At 61.6% G+C, this 16,822-nt stretch carries 17 protein-coding genes; 12 read left to right on the top strand and 5 right to left on the bottom strand.

The annotated features are described in order from the left end of the window. The first annotated feature begins 86 nt into the window (after positions 1–86). Together rpoZ and PW789_RS13445 are read left to right on the top strand one after the other, a co-directional pair. Positions 87–287: a DNA-directed RNA polymerase subunit omega gene (gene rpoZ, locus PW789_RS13450; RefSeq protein WP_299377218.1), complete on the top strand. Its 201-nt coding sequence runs from the start codon at positions 87–89 to the stop codon at positions 285–287. 45 nt (positions 288–332) lie between these two features. Further along, positions 333–1,316: a uracil-DNA glycosylase gene (locus tag PW789_RS13445; protein WP_299377216.1), complete on the top strand. Its 984-nt coding sequence runs from the start codon at positions 333–335 to the stop codon at positions 1,314–1,316. Positions 1,317–1,328: 12 nt separating this feature from the next. On the opposite strand, the gene PW789_RS13440 is transcribed toward PW789_RS13445, so the two are convergent. Further along, the gene (locus PW789_RS13440) at positions 1,329–2,069 is read right to left on the bottom strand and encodes a ribonuclease T2 (RefSeq protein WP_299377214.1); all 741 of its coding nucleotides are present in this window, start codon (positions 2,067–2,069) and stop codon (positions 1,329–1,331) included. Positions 2,070–2,077: 8 nt separating this feature from the next. Between PW789_RS13440 and PW789_RS13435 the strand changes: the two genes are divergently transcribed. Beyond that, positions 2,078–2,596 (top strand): hypothetical protein, encoded by a 519-nt coding sequence (locus tag PW789_RS13435; RefSeq protein ID WP_299377212.1) that lies wholly within the window; start codon positions 2,078–2,080, stop codon positions 2,594–2,596. A 34-nt stretch (positions 2,597–2,630) separates the two neighbouring features. Here the strand turns inward: PW789_RS13435 and PW789_RS13430 are convergent, their stop codons facing one another. Continuing rightward, on the bottom strand, positions 2,631–4,067 hold the full coding sequence (locus tag PW789_RS13430; protein WP_299377210.1) for a beta-lactamase family protein: 1,437 nt from the start codon (positions 4,065–4,067) through the stop codon (positions 2,631–2,633). A gap of 87 nt (positions 4,068–4,154) precedes the next feature. Between PW789_RS13430 and priA the strand changes: the two genes are divergently transcribed. Continuing rightward, positions 4,155–6,647 (top strand): primosomal protein N', encoded by a 2,493-nt coding sequence (gene priA, locus PW789_RS13425; RefSeq protein ID WP_299377208.1) that lies wholly within the window; start codon positions 4,155–4,157, stop codon positions 6,645–6,647. A gap of 23 nt (positions 6,648–6,670) precedes the next feature. Here priA and PW789_RS13420 read toward each other — a convergent pair whose 3' ends face one another. Beyond that, positions 6,671–6,940, bottom strand: coding sequence for an HU family DNA-binding protein (locus tag PW789_RS13420; RefSeq protein ID WP_260706012.1), 270 nt, complete (start codon positions 6,938–6,940; stop codon positions 6,671–6,673). 253 nt (positions 6,941–7,193) lie between these two features. On the opposite strand from PW789_RS13420, the gene dcd reads away from it, so the two are divergent. The 6 genes from dcd to PW789_RS13390 all read left to right on the top strand — a co-directional run bounded on the left by dcd (position 7,194) and on the right by PW789_RS13390 (position 12,122). Continuing rightward, on the top strand, positions 7,194–7,748 hold the full coding sequence (gene dcd / locus PW789_RS13415; RefSeq protein WP_299377205.1) for a dCTP deaminase: 555 nt from the start codon (positions 7,194–7,196) through the stop codon (positions 7,746–7,748). 60 nt (positions 7,749–7,808) lie between these two features. Next, positions 7,809–8,459 carry a response regulator transcription factor gene (locus PW789_RS13410; protein ID WP_299377203.1) on the top strand — a complete coding sequence of 217 codons (651 nt, stop codon included), beginning with the start codon at positions 7,809–7,811 and terminating at the stop codon, positions 8,457–8,459. A gap of 312 nt (positions 8,460–8,771) precedes the next feature. Continuing rightward, positions 8,772–9,488 (top strand): lipid-binding SYLF domain-containing protein, encoded by a 717-nt coding sequence (locus PW789_RS13405; RefSeq protein WP_299377201.1) that lies wholly within the window; start codon positions 8,772–8,774, stop codon positions 9,486–9,488. A gap of 118 nt (positions 9,489–9,606) precedes the next feature. Next, complete coding sequence (locus tag PW789_RS13400; protein ID WP_299377199.1) at positions 9,607–10,551, top strand: lysophospholipid acyltransferase family protein; 945 nt, start codon at positions 9,607–9,609, stop codon at positions 10,549–10,551. Next, positions 10,551–11,486, top strand: coding sequence for a UDP-3-O-(3-hydroxymyristoyl)glucosamine N-acyltransferase (gene lpxD, locus PW789_RS13395; protein WP_299377197.1), 936 nt, complete (start codon positions 10,551–10,553; stop codon positions 11,484–11,486). The genes PW789_RS13400 and lpxD overlap by 1 nt, the downstream gene beginning before the upstream one ends. A 15-nt stretch (positions 11,487–11,501) precedes the next feature. Continuing rightward, positions 11,502–12,122 carry a hypothetical protein gene (locus PW789_RS13390; protein ID WP_299377195.1) on the top strand — a complete coding sequence of 207 codons (621 nt, stop codon included), beginning with the start codon at positions 11,502–11,504 and terminating at the stop codon, positions 12,120–12,122. Between the two features lie 132 nt (positions 12,123–12,254). On the opposite strand, the gene bshB1 is transcribed toward PW789_RS13390, so the two are convergent. Beyond that, positions 12,255–12,971 (bottom strand): bacillithiol biosynthesis deacetylase BshB1, encoded by a 717-nt coding sequence (gene bshB1 / locus PW789_RS13385; protein WP_299377192.1) that lies wholly within the window; start codon positions 12,969–12,971, stop codon positions 12,255–12,257. Between the two features lie 25 nt (positions 12,972–12,996). Next, positions 12,997–14,463: a hypothetical protein gene (locus PW789_RS13380; RefSeq protein WP_299377190.1), complete on the bottom strand. Its 1,467-nt coding sequence runs from the start codon at positions 14,461–14,463 to the stop codon at positions 12,997–12,999. A gap of 171 nt (positions 14,464–14,634) precedes the next feature. Between PW789_RS13380 and PW789_RS13375 the strand changes: the two genes are divergently transcribed. Both PW789_RS13375 and xseB read left to right on the top strand, forming a co-directional pair. Beyond that, a complete protein-coding gene (locus PW789_RS13375; RefSeq protein ID WP_299377188.1) occupies positions 14,635–16,548 on the top strand; it encodes a bifunctional homocysteine S-methyltransferase/methylenetetrahydrofolate reductase in 1,914 nt (637 codons plus the stop codon). Continuing rightward, positions 16,548–16,814 (top strand): exodeoxyribonuclease VII small subunit, encoded by a 267-nt coding sequence (xseB, locus tag PW789_RS13370; RefSeq protein ID WP_299377186.1) that lies wholly within the window; start codon positions 16,548–16,550, stop codon positions 16,812–16,814. Before PW789_RS13375 ends, xseB begins: the two co-directional genes overlap by 1 nt. Positions 16,815–16,822: the final 8 nt, after the last annotated feature.

The raw sequence follows: 16,822 nt of genomic DNA, 5'->3' as shown, positions 1-16,822 counted from the left end.
GATTTGTAGATAATACCGACATATCCACAGTAGATGATCTCGTACGGCTGAGATACATTCAGACCACAAAGGGGGTCGTGTAGACCATGGACTCTGCATTCCACAACAAGTACAGCCTGGTAAAGGGTGCTGCCCGCCGCGCACGTCAACTGCAGTCGGGTGCTCCTGCGCTGATTACCTCCAAGTCGATGAAGGCCTGCCGCGTCGCGCAGGACGAGATTCGCCAGGGGCAGGTGAAGTACGTGCTGCCGAATGTTCCGGCGCGTACCGAGCCTGGCAGCCACTAAATCTATACGATTCTTCACAGCTGCCCGGCACGATAGCATAGAGCCATGGCAGCGGGAGAGTCAGAGCAGGCACTGCGCGCGTACGTCGAGTATCTTCGCGACCTCGGCGTGTACGATTTTTATCGCCACGGCGAGCCCGTGTATGCCGCCGATTTGCCTGCGTCGCAGCAGGCGACTGCTGTTGCACCAGCGCAGCCTGTTCTAGAGCATCCTGTTGTTGGGGATGCGCCGAAGCCGGCAGTGATGCCGGTCGTTGCAGCAGGACAGGAACCCGCAGCTCGCGCTGCCTCGCCGATGGCACCGCCTGTCCCGTCACCGCCAGCTCGTCCCGTGCCTGCTGCGCCCGTGATGCCTCCTGCCGTGGCTCTCGAAAGTTTTCAGGAGACCGCAATTCCCAAGCCTGTCAGTTTCAACGAACTTGCGCCGCTTCCCACGGAGCGTCTTGCCTCCACGGCGAAGCCCGCTGCTCTGGCCGCCATTCAGGAAGAGATCGGCGACTGCACCCGTTGCCCGCTGGCCTATGCGGGCCGTAATAAGATCGTCTTCGCCGATGGCGACTCGAACGCCAGGCTGATGTTCGTCGGCGAAGGCCCGGGAGCCGATGAGGATGCGCAGGGCCTCCCGTTTGTCGGCAAGGCCGGGCAGTTGCTGAACAACATGATCAACGCGATGGGCGTGACACGCGAGCAGGTCTACATCGCCAACATCGTGAAGTGCCGCCCGCCCGCCAACCGCACCCCGGAGCCGATCGAGGCGACGACGTGCTCGCAGTTCCTGTTGAAGCAGATCGACGTTGTCCAGCCCGAGGTGATCGTTGCGCTGGGTTCGACGGCGGCGACCTATCTGCTCGGCGTCAAGCAGTCGCTCAGCGGGTTGCGTGGCCGCTGGCACAGCTGCCGAGGCGCAAAGCTGGCGGTAACATATCATCCCGCCTTCCTCCTGCGTGACCCGCGCCAGAAGGCCGAGGCGTGGAAAGATCTGCAGATGGTCATGAAGGAGATGGGGCTGAAGCCTCCTTCGCGCGGCTAGGCGTTTGTTTCGTTACGGCGCGGGAATGCGAACGCTGTTGGCGCGGCAGGAGCGGATCGACCCACAGGACATCGGCGTGAGCTGCTTGCTCAGGCAGACCTCGACCGCGGTGAGGTAGTTGTTGCCGCAGGAGAGCGCCATCGCATCGCGCGGAATATCCGGGTTTGCCGCCGTGAAGAGAGCGAGAATCTGCTCCGGCGGAAGCGAGATCTGGTGATCCAGCTGTGAGAGCTTCGTAGGGATCGTCACCGACTGCAGCGCCTTGCGTGCCGCCGTAAAGTAAGCATCGGGAGCGAGGCCTGAGCAGGTGCCGTGCGTCTTCCACTCATGCTGCAGAAGGCTGGGATCCGGGTAGAGATCCTTATACTGCGAGGGGTCCGTCGGGCCGGGTGCGGTGGAGCAGTTCTGCTGATAGCTGCCGTTGGACTGCTGCGGCCACAGGCCATGCAGCACAAAGGTCGAGTGCAGCCCGCACTGGACGTTGGTCGGATGCGAGTGGCAGAACTCCGGCGACCACGAAAGGTTCAGCAGGTAATAGTCGAAGCTTTGTGGAGCCTCTGTGGCTGACTGCGCCTGGGCGACACCGGAGCGCGGCGTCGGCTTTGGCTCGGGTGTTGGCGATGGATGCGGATCGCAGCCGCTGAGAATGAGAGAGAACGCGGCGAGAAGAAGCGAGAGGATGAGTGCGGCCTTCTTCATGGTGAGGGAAGGATAGCAGGGATGGTGGCGCGACGTGGCTTCGGTGTGTTTCACTCTCTGCCATGGCTACTGTAAAGACCCGCCGCAATTTTCTGCTGACAGCCCCGATCGCTGCTGCCGCCGTCTCTCCCCTTACCGATACGCTGTTGCGCGCCGCAACAGCAGGGCAGACGGAGACCGCTGGCCCCCCCGTTCCCTTCGAGGTCTTTACCGCCGACATGATGGCGGCCAGCCTGAAGGATGTGCAGTCGAGCCACGGCGCCAAGAACCTCATCTCGCCCAAAGGCATGGACGTCACCATGGTGATCAGCGAAGAGAGCAACAAGGTCGCCAAGGAGTTCGAGTATCACGCCAAGCGCGACCACGTCTTCCAGGTGCTCGCCGGTGATACGACGTATCTGCTGGGCGGAACGCCGAAGAATTCTCGTGAGATCAAGCCGGGCGAATATCTCGCACCCGAGTCCGAAGGCCACAAATCGGTCTCCCTCAAACAGGGGGACTACCTCTTTGTTCCTCGTATGACCCCGCACAAGCGGGTCACCGAAAACAGCGTGAGCCTGCTGCTGATCTCCGCGGAGTAAGCCGGACGGTTTTGTTCCAGGAGCGGCCCACACATCAGTGGGCCGCTCCTGTTTTGTCAGGCGTCGCACGCAGCTTTGCCAGCGCGGCCTTCGTGTCGTCTCGCGAGGGGTCGAGCGCCAGGGCGTGCTCGTAGTTGCCGATGGCAAGGTCGGTCTTGCCCATCGCGGTGTAAGCGTCGCCAAGGTTGTTGTAGGTGTTGTCGTTGCGTGGATGCAGCTCCAGGCAGCGGTTGAGGATCGCGATGGCATCGTCGTATCGCTTCTGGGCGAGTAGAAAATAACCGGCGGAGTTGAGCGCGACTTCGGTGACGGTATTGTTGTCGATCGATTCCCGGTAGGTCGTCAGAACGCTTGCGCCCTGGTGGACGGCATCGTGGATAAAGCGCACGTCGGCTGAGTCGTAGCGATCGTACTTGATCCAGTCGAATGCCGGATGCTGGCCGCCGATGGCGTCGCTCACGATCGCCGGTGCGATGGCCAGCCCGTTGCTGCTGTTGGCGAAATAGACGACGGCACTGCGGCGCTTGAGGTCGATGGCGGTGAAAGCTTTGAAGGCGCCGTTGTCTCCCCAGTGCCAGAGATAGGTGCCGGTCCTGGTCTTTTCGATGCCCCAGCCCAGACCCCAGAAGAGCTGGGTGGAGAGCGTTGCGGGTGCGTGATCGGTGCAGTTGGTGCACGAGGGATCGACGGCGATCTGCGGGCTCTCCATCTGGCGCAGCGTCGCGGGCCTAAGGCCGCGGCCATGCAGCAGAGCTTCAAGGAACAGAGCGTAGTCGTGCGCTGTCGTAAGCAGGCTGGAGGCTGCATTGCCATCTTCACTGCGCAGCGGCGTGCGTTGCTGACCCCCGGCGTTATAGCCCATCGTGATGTTGGGGCCTGGGACGGAGATGTAGGTTGAGTCCTTCATGCCGAGTGGTGTGAAGACAAGCTCCTGCGCGATCTGGTTGAGCGGCTTGCCTTCAATGTGCTCGACAACGTGCTGCAGGTAGACGTAGCCTTCGCCGGAGTAGCTGAACCGCTCTCCGGGAGTGAAGTGGATGCTGAGCTTCTCGTCGCCGCGCCAGTTGCGAAAGCCGGTACGGTGGCTCAGGACGATGCGCGCTGTAATCTGGTCGGCTCGCGGATCGTCGGTTGGCGTCACGACCCTCTCGGGCCAGTAATGGGTCAGTGGCGTGTCGAGGTCCAGCTTGCCCTGATCGACCAGTTGCAGGACGGCATAGGCGAAGACAGTCTTTGAGAGTGAGGCGGCGCTGAAGCGCGTGTGCTCGGTGACGGGCTCGTGGGTGGCGGGATCGACGGTGCCGAAGCTTTTCACCCACGAGGTGCGGCCGTTCTGGACGAGCGCGATGGAGAGGCCCGGGATATCGGTCTGCTGCATGAGCGCAGGAATGTCGCGGCTGAGCTGGCCAATGGAGGTCTGCGCCCGGGCAGCACTGGCTGCCAGGGCGAAAAAAGCGGCGGCGACGAGCATCTTTTGTCTCATGGAGAGTCCGGGGTGTGGATTTCGATCGAGTTGTCGCCGTGCTTCGAAGCGTGCGAGGCGGTTATCCTGACTGTTGTGTCTTCTTACGCTGATATCGCGCTGCCGGTTCCCCTGGATCAGACATTCACCTACGCGGTGAATGGTGTGGTTCCGGTGGTGGGCGCGCGCGTGCTGGTCCCGTTCAGCGGCCAGCGGCTGATGGGCGTCGTGATGCGTGTCCACGACGAAGCGCCGCAGCAGGGTTTCGAGGTCAAGCCGATCCAGCAGGTGCTGGACGATTCAGCCCTGCTTCCCGATGAGCTGATGGAGCTGGCTCGCTGGATCGCGCAGTACTACGTCGCCCCGCTGGGCGAGGTCTTGCGCGGCATGCTGCCCCTCGGCGCAGAGGTGAAGCGGCACTTCGTCTATCGCATCACCGACGTCGGCCGCCGAATTCTCTACGAAGGCGCAGAGAAGGGGGCCTCGCGGCGTTCGAAGCTGAGCGCCGAAGACCAGAACCGCGAGTACGCCGTTCTGAACTATCTCGAGAGCGGCGAGGGGGCCAAGCTGGGCACCCTACGATCGGCCACCAACGCCAACAAGCAGCTGCTTGAGGGAATGGTCAAAAAGAAGTGGCTGCTACGCGAGGCCGTCGCCGAAGAGCGCGATGCGCGGCGGCTGGAGAAGGTCGCCGTGCTGATCGAAGATGCGCGACTGCCAAAGCTGAACACGAACCAGACCGCGATTTTGGCGGAGCTGGCTGCGGTTGGCGGACGCATGAGGGTTCGTGACCTTAAGGAGAAGCTTGGCCACGCCGGCGTGCCCGAGACGACGCTCACCACGCTGGTGCGTCGCGAGCTGGTGCGCATCGAGGAGGTCGCCGAGGAGTTTCACTTCGGCGGTGTCGCGACCCACGGCAAGAAGCACGCGCACGAGCACGTCCTGAACGAGCAGCAGATGGAGGCACTCAGCGCGATCGTCGCCGCGATGGCGAAGGGCGGCTTCGCCCCGCACCTGCTCTACGGCGTCACCGGCAGCGGCAAGACGGCAGTGTACTTTGCCGCGATGCGCCGGGCGCTCGATGCAGGGTGCAGTGCATTGCTGTTGGTGCCGGAGATCGGTTTGACTCCGGCCATGACAGGGCAGCTCGTAGCGGCCTTCGGAGACGAGGTCGCGCTGCTGCACTCACAGCTGACGCCTGACGAGCGTGCCGAGCAGTGGCACAGGATTCGCCGTGGCGAGGCGCGAGTCGTTGTTGGAACGCGCTCGGCTGTCTTTGCGCCACTGGTGAAGCTTGGCCTGATCATCGTCGACGAAGAGCACGACGGCAGCTACAAGCAGGAGGAGACGCCGCGCTACCACGGTCGCGATGTCGCCGTGATGCGCGCCAAACTGAACGAGGCTGTTGTTCTGCTAGGTTCGGCGACGCCGTCGCTGGAGAGCTGGTCGAACGCCGAGAAGGGCCGCTATGCGCGCGTCGAGATGCGGGAACGCGTGATGTCGCGCGCGCTTCCCGCCGTCGAACTGGTCGACATGCGCAACGAGTTTCGTGAGACCGGACAGGAACAGATCTTCTCCCGGCGATTGATCGAGGAGACGCAGGCGACGCTCGATCGCGGCGAGCAGGCGATCATCCTGCTCAATCGCCGCGGCTACTCCTTCGTGGTGATGTGTCGCAGCTGCGGCGACAAGATCGAGTGTGAGAACTGTGCCATCTCGATGACGTATCACAAGCATGGGACCGAGGGCGACGGCATCGCCAAGCCCGGCGAGCGGCTGGAGTGCCACTACTGCGGCTTCCGCCGCAGCGTGCCCAAGCGCTGCCCCAAATGCGACAGCGAGCACCTGTACTACCTGGGCGCAGGTTCGCAGCAGGGCGAGGAGCGGCTGCAGGAGATATTCCCCGGCGCCAGGATCGGCCGCATGGACCGCGACACGGTCCGTGGCCGCGCCGACATGGAGCGCCTGCTGGCGCGTCTGCATGCGGGCGAGATCAACCTGCTGGTAGGTACGCAGATGATCGCCAAGGGGCACGACATTCATGGCGTCACCATGGTGGGCGTTGTGGGGGCGGACTTCGCGTTGGGGCTGCCTGACTTCCGCGCCGCCGAGCGTGTCTTCCAGCTGCTTACCCAGGTCTCAGGCCGCGCCGGTCGCGGCGAGCTGCCGGGCCGGGTGCTGGTGCAGAGCTACCATCCCGACCACTATGCCGTGAAGTTCGCTGCACAGCATGACTACACGGGATTCGTCGCGAAGGAATTGCAGTACCGGCGGTGGATGCACTATCCGCCGTATGCCGTGCTCGCCAACGTCGTGGTGCAGAGCGACCGGCTGGAAGAGGCGACGGGATGGTCGATGGAGCTGGGCCGCTGGTTTCAGCAGTCCCGGCTCGAAGGCATACGCGTGCTTGGGCCTGCAGCTGCGCCGATCTCGCGGCTCAAGCGCATTTACCGGTTTCATTTCGTATTAAAAGGAGAGAAGAGGCAGGCGCTGGGGAGTGTGTTGCGCGCTTTGCTCGCTTTTTCAGAGGTGAAGGCGATCCCGCGTCGCAACCTGGTCGTCGACGTGGACGCCGTTCACCTGATGTAACCGTTGCCGTTAGAACAGTAAGCCTAGGTGAGTAGATGCAGCTCTTTGCCGGGCTTGAAGCGGACGGCCTTACCGGGAGCGATCGTAACTTCCGCTCCGGTTCTGGGGTTGCGTCCGATGCCCGTTTTACGGGGCTTCACGGTAAAGACACCGAAGCCGCGAAGCTCGATGCGATCACCTGCAACCAACGTCTGTTTCATGCTCTCGAAGATAGCGTCTACCGCAGCCTCTGCTTTTGTTCTTGGCAGGCCGGTGCGTTCAACAACCCTTTGTATGAGATCCTGCTTAATCATTCTGGGCCGCCGTCCTTGGGGCTGTAGATTTGAAATAAGTTACAGAGAAACTGACCGGGATTTGGTATTGGTGATACTAGAAACTTGGGGGCAGATTGTCAACGGCAGACCTCTACCGTAAGATGAAGAATCTAATGACAGTACCGGACTGAAACTGTCCGACCGGCCTATTTTGCCACAGGCGGGCGGCCAGGGTCGGATAAATTGTTAGAAGAAGTGAATTGACTGGCAGCAAGAAGGGAAGCGGAGCCGCGTGGCCATTAAAAGCGACCGTTGGATACGTCAGCAGGCGATCGAAAACGGAATGATCTCCCCGTTCAGCGAGAAACAGGTCCGTGAGGGCGTGATCTCTTACGGTTTGTCGTCGTATGGATACGACCTCCGGGTCTCCAACGAGTTCAAGATCTTCACCAACGTCAACAGTGCGATCATCGACCCCAAAAACTTCGATGAGCGCTCGTTCGTGACGGTGGAGGCCGAAAGCGTCATCGTTCCGCCGAACTCGTTCGCTCTGGCGCGCTCGATCGAATATTTCAAAATTCCCCGCGATGTGCTCACGATCTGCGTGGGCAAGTCGACCTACGCCCGTTGTGGCATTATCGTGAACGTGACACCGTTTGAGCCCGAGTGGGAGGGCTACGTCACGCTCGAGATCTCCAACACCACCCCTCTCCCGGCCAAGGTGTATGCCAATGAGGGGCTGTGCCAGATCCTGTTCTTTCAGTCCGACGAGGTCTGCGAGACGAGCTACGCCGATCGCAAGGGCAAGTACCAGAAGCAGCAGGGTATCGTTCTACCGAAGCTGTAAATGGGTCTCCGGGCGGCCTCGTTTGCTGCCCGGAATCTTCTCCGGGGCATCTGCAGGATCATGACGGATACACCGACAAAGAGCCAGCAACGGATAGGGCTGATCGCTACGGACCCACTACGCATTCTGGGGCTGGAGACGATCTTTGCCGAAGGGGACATCGAGGTGCTGCCTCTGTCCGCCCCTGGCGAGCTGGACGCTGTTGGTGTCTCTGTCGTCATGATCGACGCCGCCTGCACCGATCATCTCTTCGAGTTGCTGGAGACCTTCCGCCGTACCCGGCCTCATCTCCGTCTTATCGTCATCGGGCTTGAGGAGAGCCACGATTACATTCAGCGTGTGATCGGAGCCGGGGCTAAGGGCTACCTGTCGCATGCGGCGCGCGAGAACGAGATCCGGCTCGCAGTGGATATTGTCAGCGATGGTTCCGTCTGGGCCCCGCGCAAGGTGTTGGCCCGCCTGCTGGAGGCCTCTTCCTCAGAGACGCATGCGGTCGCTGCAGAGCCGAAGTTCACTGAGCGGGAGGGGCAGGTGCTGCGTCTCCTGGTCGCCGGACGGCCCAACCGGGATATCGCTGAGGCTCTGGGCATCGACGCGGCGACGGTCAAGGCGCACGTCGGACGACTGATGCGTAAGGTTGGCGTAGAAAACCGTATTGCTCTCACCATGCAGGCCGTGAATCGGAACCTGATAGCCCGTGAAACCCCCTGACGGAAAGATCCTTCGTGGGGAGATCTGACTGGGAAATCAGTGATTCCGAAGGTCTACAGACCTCCGTACCGTTGTACGTTCGCCCGCTCTCAGGCAATCTCATTTCAGCAACACAGACCTGGGAGAGGGGTTGTAGAGAGCGCGCTTGGTGATCCAGGCACTTCTCTACAACCCCCATTTTTTATGTCCTCCATGTTACCCAGGTTGGTCCAGACAACGCCCCCCTGTCAGAAAACATCTATCATCCTATTGCAAACAGTAGAGTTGTCCGTCTAAACGAAGACAGACTGTAAGAAATGAGGAACCAAAGGAATGAAAAGATATTTTTCTCAAGTGGCAACGGGGCTTGTATGCAGCCTGACCCTGGCGGCAGCATCGACCTCGGCATCTGCGGCCACTGACAAGGCGAAGCTTGTGGAGCGTCTGCAGGACGCGCAGGCCGTCATTACGCAGATCATGGCAGCTCCCGACAAGGGCATCCCGTCCAGCATCCTGGCCGGTGCTAACTGTGTCACGGTCATCCCCAGCTACAAAAAAGCGGCCTTTCTGGTGGGCGCACAGTACGGACAGGGCGTCGTCACCTGCCGTACGCCGCATGGCTGGAGCGCTCCGGTCTTCGTGCAGCTGGCAGGCGGCAGCTTCGGCTTCCAGATCGGTGTACAGGGCACGGACCTGATCATCCTCGCGATGAACGATCGCGGCCTGCAGGACATGCTCAAGAACAAGTTCAAGATCGGTGCTGATGCCGCCGCCTCCGCCGGTCCGGTGGGACGTAATGCGCAGGCCGGCACCGACTGGAAGATGAACGCCGAGCTGCTGACCTATTCGCGCAGCAAGGGCCTCTTCGCCGGAATCGACCTCGACGGATCCGTCCTCTCGCAGAATCAGGACGACACCCGTGTAATGTATGGCGCAGCCATTCCCTTCGAGTCGATCCTGAAGGGCAACCAGGCGACCCCGGACGAGGCACGTCCATTCGTCCGTACCGTAGCCACTAACTTCGTTCAGGCGAAGGACGAGAACAAGTAGCCCATAGCCCTGCAGAAAAAGTAGTCTCGCAGAATTTCGGGTGCAGCAAAACGGGGGGCGTCGACGCTCCCCGTTTTGCTGCGACACTCACCTGTCACTCGGGTTATAGACTGAAGCCTTGAACGTTCTGAACGAGAAAGAGTCTGCCCTGCCGAAGGCCTCCGTGCGCGAGACGCTGGAGTTCGTCGCGGTGTGGTTGCTGGTTCGGCTGCTCGGTCTCTTTCCTCGTCCTCTCGCGCGCTGGGTCGGCGCCGGAATCGGCCGCACGGCATACGCAGGATTGAGTCGTCTCCGCAAGGTCGGAGCCAATAATCTCGCCCTCGCCTTTCCAGAGAAGAGCGCCGAAGCCCGTGAAGATTTGCTCGCAGGCGAGTACCGCAACCTGGGGCATCTTCTCGCCGAGTTCTGCCTGATGCCCGGCTATACTCCGCAGCAGGCCAGCGAGTTTATCCGTTATGACGGCCTCGAGAACTACCTCCAGGCACGCGATCGCGGCAAGGGCGTCCTGGTTTTGACTGGCCACCTTGGAGCATGGGAGCTCTCCAGCTTTTACCACTCACTGATGGGTTATCCCATGGGGATGGTGATCCGCAGATTGGATAATCCCCTTGTCGACCAGTTCGTGAATAACATTCGCTGCCTGCACGGTAACCGCGTCATCCACAAAGACGACTTCGCCCGCGGCCTGATCGCGTCCATGCGTGCAGGCGAGACCGTCGGCATTCTCATGGATACCAACATGACCCCGCCGCAGGGTGTCTTTGTGCCGTTCTTCGGCGTCGAGGCCTGCACTGCCTCCGGCATGGCACGCGTCGCCGCACGCACCGGGGCGGCCGTCGTTCCCGGTTTCCTGCTGTGGGAGGAGAGCGAGCAGAAGTACGTCCTCCACTTCGGCAAGGAGATCCCGGTCATCAACACGGGTGACGCCGAAAACGACGCACTGGAGAACACGGCAAACTTTACTGGCGTCATTGAGAGTTACATTCGCAGGTATCCTGATCAGTGGCTCTGGATGCACCGCCGCTGGAAGACCCGTCCGGCGGGCGAGAAGGGAATTTACTGATGGCAACCACAGCAGATATCGCCGTATGGACCAGCGCGGAAGGAGCAGGAGCGCATAAAGCCGCTGACCTTACCCGCGTCTCCTCGCTGGAAGATGCATCGCCCGATGCCGTTGTCTTTGCCATGGACGCCGAGACGCTGGCCTCGGCACTGGCCTCGTCCGCTGGTTTGGTGCTTGCAAATGCAAAGCTCAAGGATGCCGATTCGCCTCTCGATGACGCACGTGTGTTGTGGGTGCGCGATGCACGCTATGCCTTCTCGCTCGTCGCCCACAAGCTGGCTGCGACCGGTCAGACGGGCAGTATCGATTCCACGGCTGTGATCGGCCGCGACGTTGTGATTGGCGAGGGGACCTCGATAGGCCCCGGCGCCGTGATCGGCGATGGCTCCCTCATCGGACAGCGATGCAGGATCGATGCGCGCGTCATCATCTACCCGGGAGTAGTCCTCGGCGATGAGGTTGTGGTGCAGGCGGGGGCCGTCCTCGGCGGCACGGGCTTCGGCTATGCGCGCAACGCCGAGACCGGCGAGTACCTGCTCTTTCCTCAACAGGGCCGTCTCATCATCGATGCCCGCGTCGAGATCGGCGCCAACACCACCATCGACCGCGGCGCGCTGGGTGAGACCCGCATCGGCTTTGGCACGAAGATCGATAACCTCGTCCACATCGGACACAACTGCATCATCGGGCGAAACGTGGTCATCGCGGCGCAGACCGGCATCTCCGGATCGAGCGTCGTCGAAGACGGTGCCATCCTCGGTGGACAGGTCGGTATTGGAGAGCATGCGACGGTAGGCGAGGGTGTCATCCTTGGCGGCGGCGCAGGCGTACTGAGTGGAAAAAAAATGCGGGGACCGGGAGAGGTCTTCTGGGGACGCCCGGCGCGGCCTTTGAAGGAATACCTGCGCGACCTGGCGCGGCTGAAACACCGCTAGGGCAGGGGGTAGACGATGGCGATCGTTGTTGTGGGCGGTCACTCGAGAAACATCGGCAAGACCAGCGTGATGGAGGGCCTCATCCGGGCTATGCCCGAGAGGTGCTGGACCTCCTTCAAGATCACCCAGTTCGGACACGGCATGTGCTCGGCCAACGGCGAGCCCTGCGACTGCGAGACGGCAGAACACACGCTGGCAGTCACAGAGGAACGTGAGTTAGCCTCCGGAACGGATTCCTCGCGCTATCTTGCCGCTGGGGCCGTCCGGTCGCTCTGGGTGCGCACGCGGACCGGCGACCTGGTGGAGGCGATGCCGCGTATTCGACGCGAGCTCGAGCACGCAGAGAATGCCATCATCGAGTCCAACAGCATCCTCCGCTTTCTCAAACCAGATCTTTACTTGAGCGTGCTGGATCCCACGGTGAGGGACTTCAAGAGCTCGGCTCGGCTTTTTCTCGATCGCGCCGATGCGGTTCTGGCGCCGGAGGGGTCGCTGGGACGGCCCGAATGGAAGGATGTGTCTCTGAAGCTGGTGCAGGGCATCCCTGTTCTTGCCATGCGTCCACCATCGTATGTGACCGACGAAATCGTCGCCTTCGTGCAGCAGCATCTATCCGCGATCGCAGCGCGGGGCTGATGTAGCCCTACGTATCGGGCCATTTGTGTGAATGTTGCGGCGCACACTGAATTCTGGGAATCTTCTGCGGTGTCTCGCCAGACTGCTTGCGGGCGGCCTATGGTTCACCTTCCTGCCCTCCCGCAGCGTCGGTCAGATTGATTGCACGGGAAGCATCATCAGATCGTCCACCAGGCCGACCTCTTTCTGCACGAACGGCTCGGCGTAGCGAACCCCCGCCAGCAGCCCGTAATGACGAGCCGTTGCCAGCATCCGCTCGCGGATATCTTCTTCCGGGACGAACAGGCCGCCGCCGGGCTGCTGGTTGGCATACTGCGAGCGATAGGCAAGCAGGGACTGCAGCCTCTGCTCGACGTGCGGCGTGATGTCGACGACAAAACTGGGCCGCACATCGGCGTACAGCGAGGCGTAGAGGATCTTGTAGGGGCGGTGAGGAGCATCGCTGCTGCCCGGAATCTCCAGCTTGCTGAGGCCGCTGACGAAGCAGGCCTCGTAGCCCAGGGTGGCGCTGGTGTAGTGGTCCGGATGACGCCCCTGCCAGTAAGGCAGAATGACGACCCGTGGCCGCAGGCGCCGCAGGACACCTGCGATCTTGATTCGATTGGGAAGGGTGTTCTCGACGTTGCCGTCGGGCAGGTCCAGAGCCTCGCGGTGCGAGACCTTGAGTATGCGGGCTGCTGCCTCGGCCTCTGCCTGGCGCTCAGCTGCTGAGCCGCGCGTACCAGCCTCGCCCTGGGTCAGGTCGAGGATGCCCGTCTGCCATCCCCGCGCCTGCATGGCGAGCAGAGTGCCTCCGCAGGTCTGCTCTACGTCGTCACGGTGCGCGGCGATGGCAAGAATATCGAGCATCGGCTCTGTCTTCTTCGGTCGAGGCCTAGTTTGCGTCGTTGGTCAGAGCGTCGAGGTAGGCCACATCGAGCGCCGTACCCTGGACGGTGATCTGAGAGTTGTTGATCTCGGATCCGTCGGTCGTATTGAAGGCGTGAATCTGGCCGCCATACGCGCTATAGACCTTGAACTGATTCTGCACCCAGCAGATGCCGGTCAGGTCGCCGTAGTAGTACTGGTTCTCGTTCGAATTCGGATACGGCACGCTGGACGCGGAGTTGGTCGGATCGACAGCAGGGACGATGGCTGCGGTCTTGGCCGTGCGGTCGAAGCGGGTCAGGCAGTTGTAGTTCTGCTTCTTGGCCGCGCGCTCACCGGTTGCGCAGGACTGCGAGCCGATCCACAGCGTGTTGTTGTCCGCAAAGAGCAACTTGCTGTGATTGCCGTCCGAGATCGAGTAGGTCCCGGTCACGGTCTTGCTGGCCTCGTCGATCGTCGTCAGATTGCCGGCAAAGAGTCCGTCGGTCTGCAACTGCTGGCCAGCGACGTAGAGAGTGGAGCCGTCCGAGAGGGCCACGGTCGCTCCGCCGGGAACGGCGATGCTGCCAGTCACCGGCGAGGTGTAGCTGGCCGATGTGGGATAGGTCGTCATCAGCAGCGCACCGGTCTGCATCATGGTCAGGCTCGAGGTCTTGCCGCCGCACTCCTGTCCGCAGTTCAGCACGTAGGCTGTCGATCCATCGATCGAGAAGTAAGCGCCAACGGGACGATCGAAGGTCGGAGTCGATGTGCTGTCCGGCACGGGCACAACGCAGTAAACCGGGTTGGTCTGAGGCTGGCAATCAATAGAGCCGGGAACCGCGGTCTGCGCCGAGTTCAGTTTCACCAGGCGATAGATCAGGTTGGAGTTGCGCACCATCGCGAGCACCGTGGTATCGCCCGTGTTCGCTGCCACGCGATAGACGTTCGGCAGGTTCAGAGCGTAGGTCCTGCCTGCAGCGATATCAATGACGGCCAGCTGACCGGTCGCAGATGACGCAGCATACACATGGCCGAAGCCGTCGGGTACAGCGATCGAGTCCACATTCGCGGGCAAAGTGCCGGCCGACTGCTTCACCGCTTCGGTGCCGTAGTCAATGATGTTCAGGCTGCCGTCGTTTCTGGAGTAGACGAAGCCCGAAATCTGCTCGGGGAAGTTGAATATCTGGCTGGGATAGGCAGCCGAATAGCCCGAGATCGAGAAGGTCGAGTTGGGATTGAAGATGCTGTTGCGAAGGTCGCGCTTGCCGTCGAGAATCTCAAGCTTGCCCTGCGAGGTGCCATCCACAGTCACACCGACCATCACGCGGCTGTCCAGCTTGCTGGGGGGCACCGGGCGATCCGCGAACGTGTACGTCGGAAACTTGTAATAACGCGTTTCGCATGCGGTCAAGCCAACCGCGACGACGGCGAGAAGCAGGCCGCAGAGAATCTGGGCGCAGAACGACTGGGTAAACAGACTACGATTCTTCAACGGTGACAAACTCCGAACTGCGCTGCAGGCTTGGGTTTTTAGGCCACAACTGTATCGCCCAAGTATAACAAAGGGAACCCACGGGGATGGGAAAGGTTGCTACGGTTTCGGACCGGTTTGGTGGCTCGCCGCGCGTGCCTTAAAATAGGAAGCGCAACGGAAAGAGAAAGAATGTCCATATCTTTGACGGAGACAGGCGGCATCTCGTCCACAAAACGCCTTTTTGCAGGTTCACCGGTTTTGTGTGACGGCGCGATGGGCACCATGCTTTACGCCCGCGGTGTCTTCATCAATAAGTGCTACGACGAGCTGAATCTCAGCCAGCCGGAGATGGTGCGTGCCATCCACCAGGAGTACCTCCAGGCCGGGGCCGAGGTCATCGAGACCAACACCTTCGGCGCCAATGCCTATCGTCTGGAGCACTTCGGCCTGCCCGACAAGGTTCGCGAGATTAATCTCGCTGGCGTGAGGCTGGCCCGCGCCAGCGTCAATGAGATTCGTGATAAGCAGTCCTCGGAGGCCTTTGTCGCCGGAGCCATCGGTCCGCTTGGCGTTCGGCTGGAGCCGCTCGGCAAGCTCGGACTGGATGAGGCCCGCGCCGCGTTCGCCGAACAGATCGCAGCCCTGGTCGAAGATGGTCCCGGTGTAGGAGTCGACCTGCTGTGCGTCGAGACGATGACCTCCATCGTCGAATCCGAGCAGGCCGTGCTGGCTGCCCGCGAGGTTGCGCCCGGAATTCCTGTCATCGTCATGGTGACGGTCGACGAGGACGGCAACTGTCTCGATGGCACCTCTGCCGAGAACGCGGCAAAGCGTCTCACCGCGACCGGTGCGGATGCGATTGGCTGCAACTGCAGCTCCGGCCCGGTGACGGTGCTGAGCGTCATCGAGCGCATGCGCCCGGTCACGAATCTTCCCCTGGCCGCGATGCCGAACGCCGGCATCCCGCGCGCCGTCGAAGGCCGCACGATTTATATGACTTCGCCGGAGTACATGGCGAGCTTTACCCGCAAGCTGATCAAGGCCGGTGCAACCTTCGTCGGTGGCTGCTGCGGCACCACGCCCAGCTACACCCGCGCCATGAAGAGCGCCATCCGTGCCATGGACGCCATGGACGGCGGAGCTCAGGTGATGGAACAGCGTGCGGAGGCGGCCACAGCCAGCAAGGTGGCTCCGCCTCCACTCAAAGACCGCTCGAAGGTTGGCTCCATGGTCGCCGCGGGCGAGTTCGTCTCCATGGTGGAGATCGTTCCGCCTAAGGGTATCGATTGCACTAAGGAGATCGATGGCGCTGCGATGCTGCACAGGCTCGGCGTCGATGTCATCAACATCCCCGACTCGCCGCGGGCCAGCGCGCGCATGAGCGCACAGAGCCTCTGCGTGCAGATTCAGCAGCACGTCGGCATCGAGACGATCCTGCACTACACCTGCCGCGACCGCAACGTGCTCAGCATCCAGAGCGATCTGCTCGGAGCGTCGTCGATCGGCCTGAAGAATGTGCTCTGTCTTACCGGCGATCCGCCGAAGCTCGGCAACTATCCGGACGCAACGGCGGTCTTTGATGTCGATGCCATCGGCCTGGTCAACATGGTTCGAAACCTGAACAACGGGCTCGATATCGGCAAGAATTCGATCGGCGCCTCGACCGGCTTTACCATCGCCGTCGCGGCAAATCCCGGCGTGCCTGATCTCGACCAGGAGGTCCGCCGATTCGCCTACAAGGTGGAGGCAGGCGCTGAATACGCCATCACGCAGCCGGTCTTCGACCTGCGCGTGCTGGAAGAGTTCCTGCGTCGCATCGAGCAGTTCCGCATCCCGATCATTGCGGGTATCTGGCCTCTGACCAGCCTGCGTAACGCGGAGTTCATGAAGAACGATCTTCGCGTCAGCATGCCGGAGGAGATCATGGCGAGGATGGCCACCGCAGGTTCACCGGAGGCAGCACGCGCCGAGGGGCTGAAGATTGCGCAGGAGATGCTGGCCGAGGCGCGTCCGATGGTGCAGGGCGTCCAGGTCTCGGCTCCGTTTGGCAAATACACGGCAGCGGCCCAGGTGCTGGGGCTCACGGAAAGCGTTGGTGTGTAGTGGCTGACTTTGAAAAGAAGCTGACCGATCTCGAATCCGTCGTTGAACGATTGGAGCAGGGAGACCTTCCTCTTGAAGAGTCGGTGCGCCTGTTTGAAGAGGGCATGAAGCTCTCCGAGAGCTGCAAGCAGGAACTGGACTCTGCTGAAGGCCGCATCCAGGTGCTGATGGAGCAGGGCGGCGGCAAGATGAAGGCGCAGCCGCTTGAGCTCGAGGCCGAAGAGGATGAAGACTTCGACGCGGATGAGGATGTCGATGAGGATTAAGACGTCGA

This window comes from Edaphobacter sp. (genome assembly GCF_028283685.1).
Taxonomy (GTDB): domain Bacteria; phylum Acidobacteriota; class Terriglobia; order Terriglobales; family Acidobacteriaceae; genus Edaphobacter.
Note: the sequence above shows the minus strand (reverse complement) of the source record. Positions and strands in the feature narration are given on the sequence as shown.

Excerpts from the sequence above, each read along its gene's own strand:
- PW789_RS13420 (WP_260706012.1), bottom strand. The coding sequence starts at position 6,940 with ATGATTAAGCAGGATCTCATACAAAGGGTTGTTGAACGCACCGGCCTG.
- bshB1 (WP_299377192.1), bottom strand. The coding sequence starts at position 12,971 with ATGCTCGATATTCTTGCCATCGCCGCGCACCGTGACGACGTAGAGCAG.
- rpoZ (WP_299377218.1), top strand. The coding sequence starts at position 87 with ATGGACTCTGCATTCCACAACAAGTACAGCCTGGTAAAGGGTGCTGCC.
- PW789_RS13435 (WP_299377212.1), top strand. The coding sequence starts at position 2,078 with ATGGCTACTGTAAAGACCCGCCGCAATTTTCTGCTGACAGCCCCGATC.
- PW789_RS13410 (WP_299377203.1), top strand. The coding sequence starts at position 7,809 with ATGACGGATACACCGACAAAGAGCCAGCAACGGATAGGGCTGATCGCT.
- PW789_RS13430 (WP_299377210.1), bottom strand. The coding sequence starts at position 4,067 with ATGCTCGTCGCCGCCGCTTTTTTCGCCCTGGCAGCCAGTGCTGCCCGG.
- PW789_RS13375 (WP_299377188.1), top strand. The coding sequence starts at position 14,635 with ATGTCCATATCTTTGACGGAGACAGGCGGCATCTCGTCCACAAAACGC.
- lpxD (WP_299377197.1), top strand. The coding sequence starts at position 10,551 with ATGGCAACCACAGCAGATATCGCCGTATGGACCAGCGCGGAAGGAGCA.
- PW789_RS13445 (WP_299377216.1), top strand. The coding sequence starts at position 333 with ATGGCAGCGGGAGAGTCAGAGCAGGCACTGCGCGCGTACGTCGAGTAT.
- PW789_RS13390 (WP_299377195.1), top strand. The coding sequence starts at position 11,502 with ATGGCGATCGTTGTTGTGGGCGGTCACTCGAGAAACATCGGCAAGACC.
- PW789_RS13405 (WP_299377201.1), top strand. The coding sequence starts at position 8,772 with ATGAAAAGATATTTTTCTCAAGTGGCAACGGGGCTTGTATGCAGCCTG.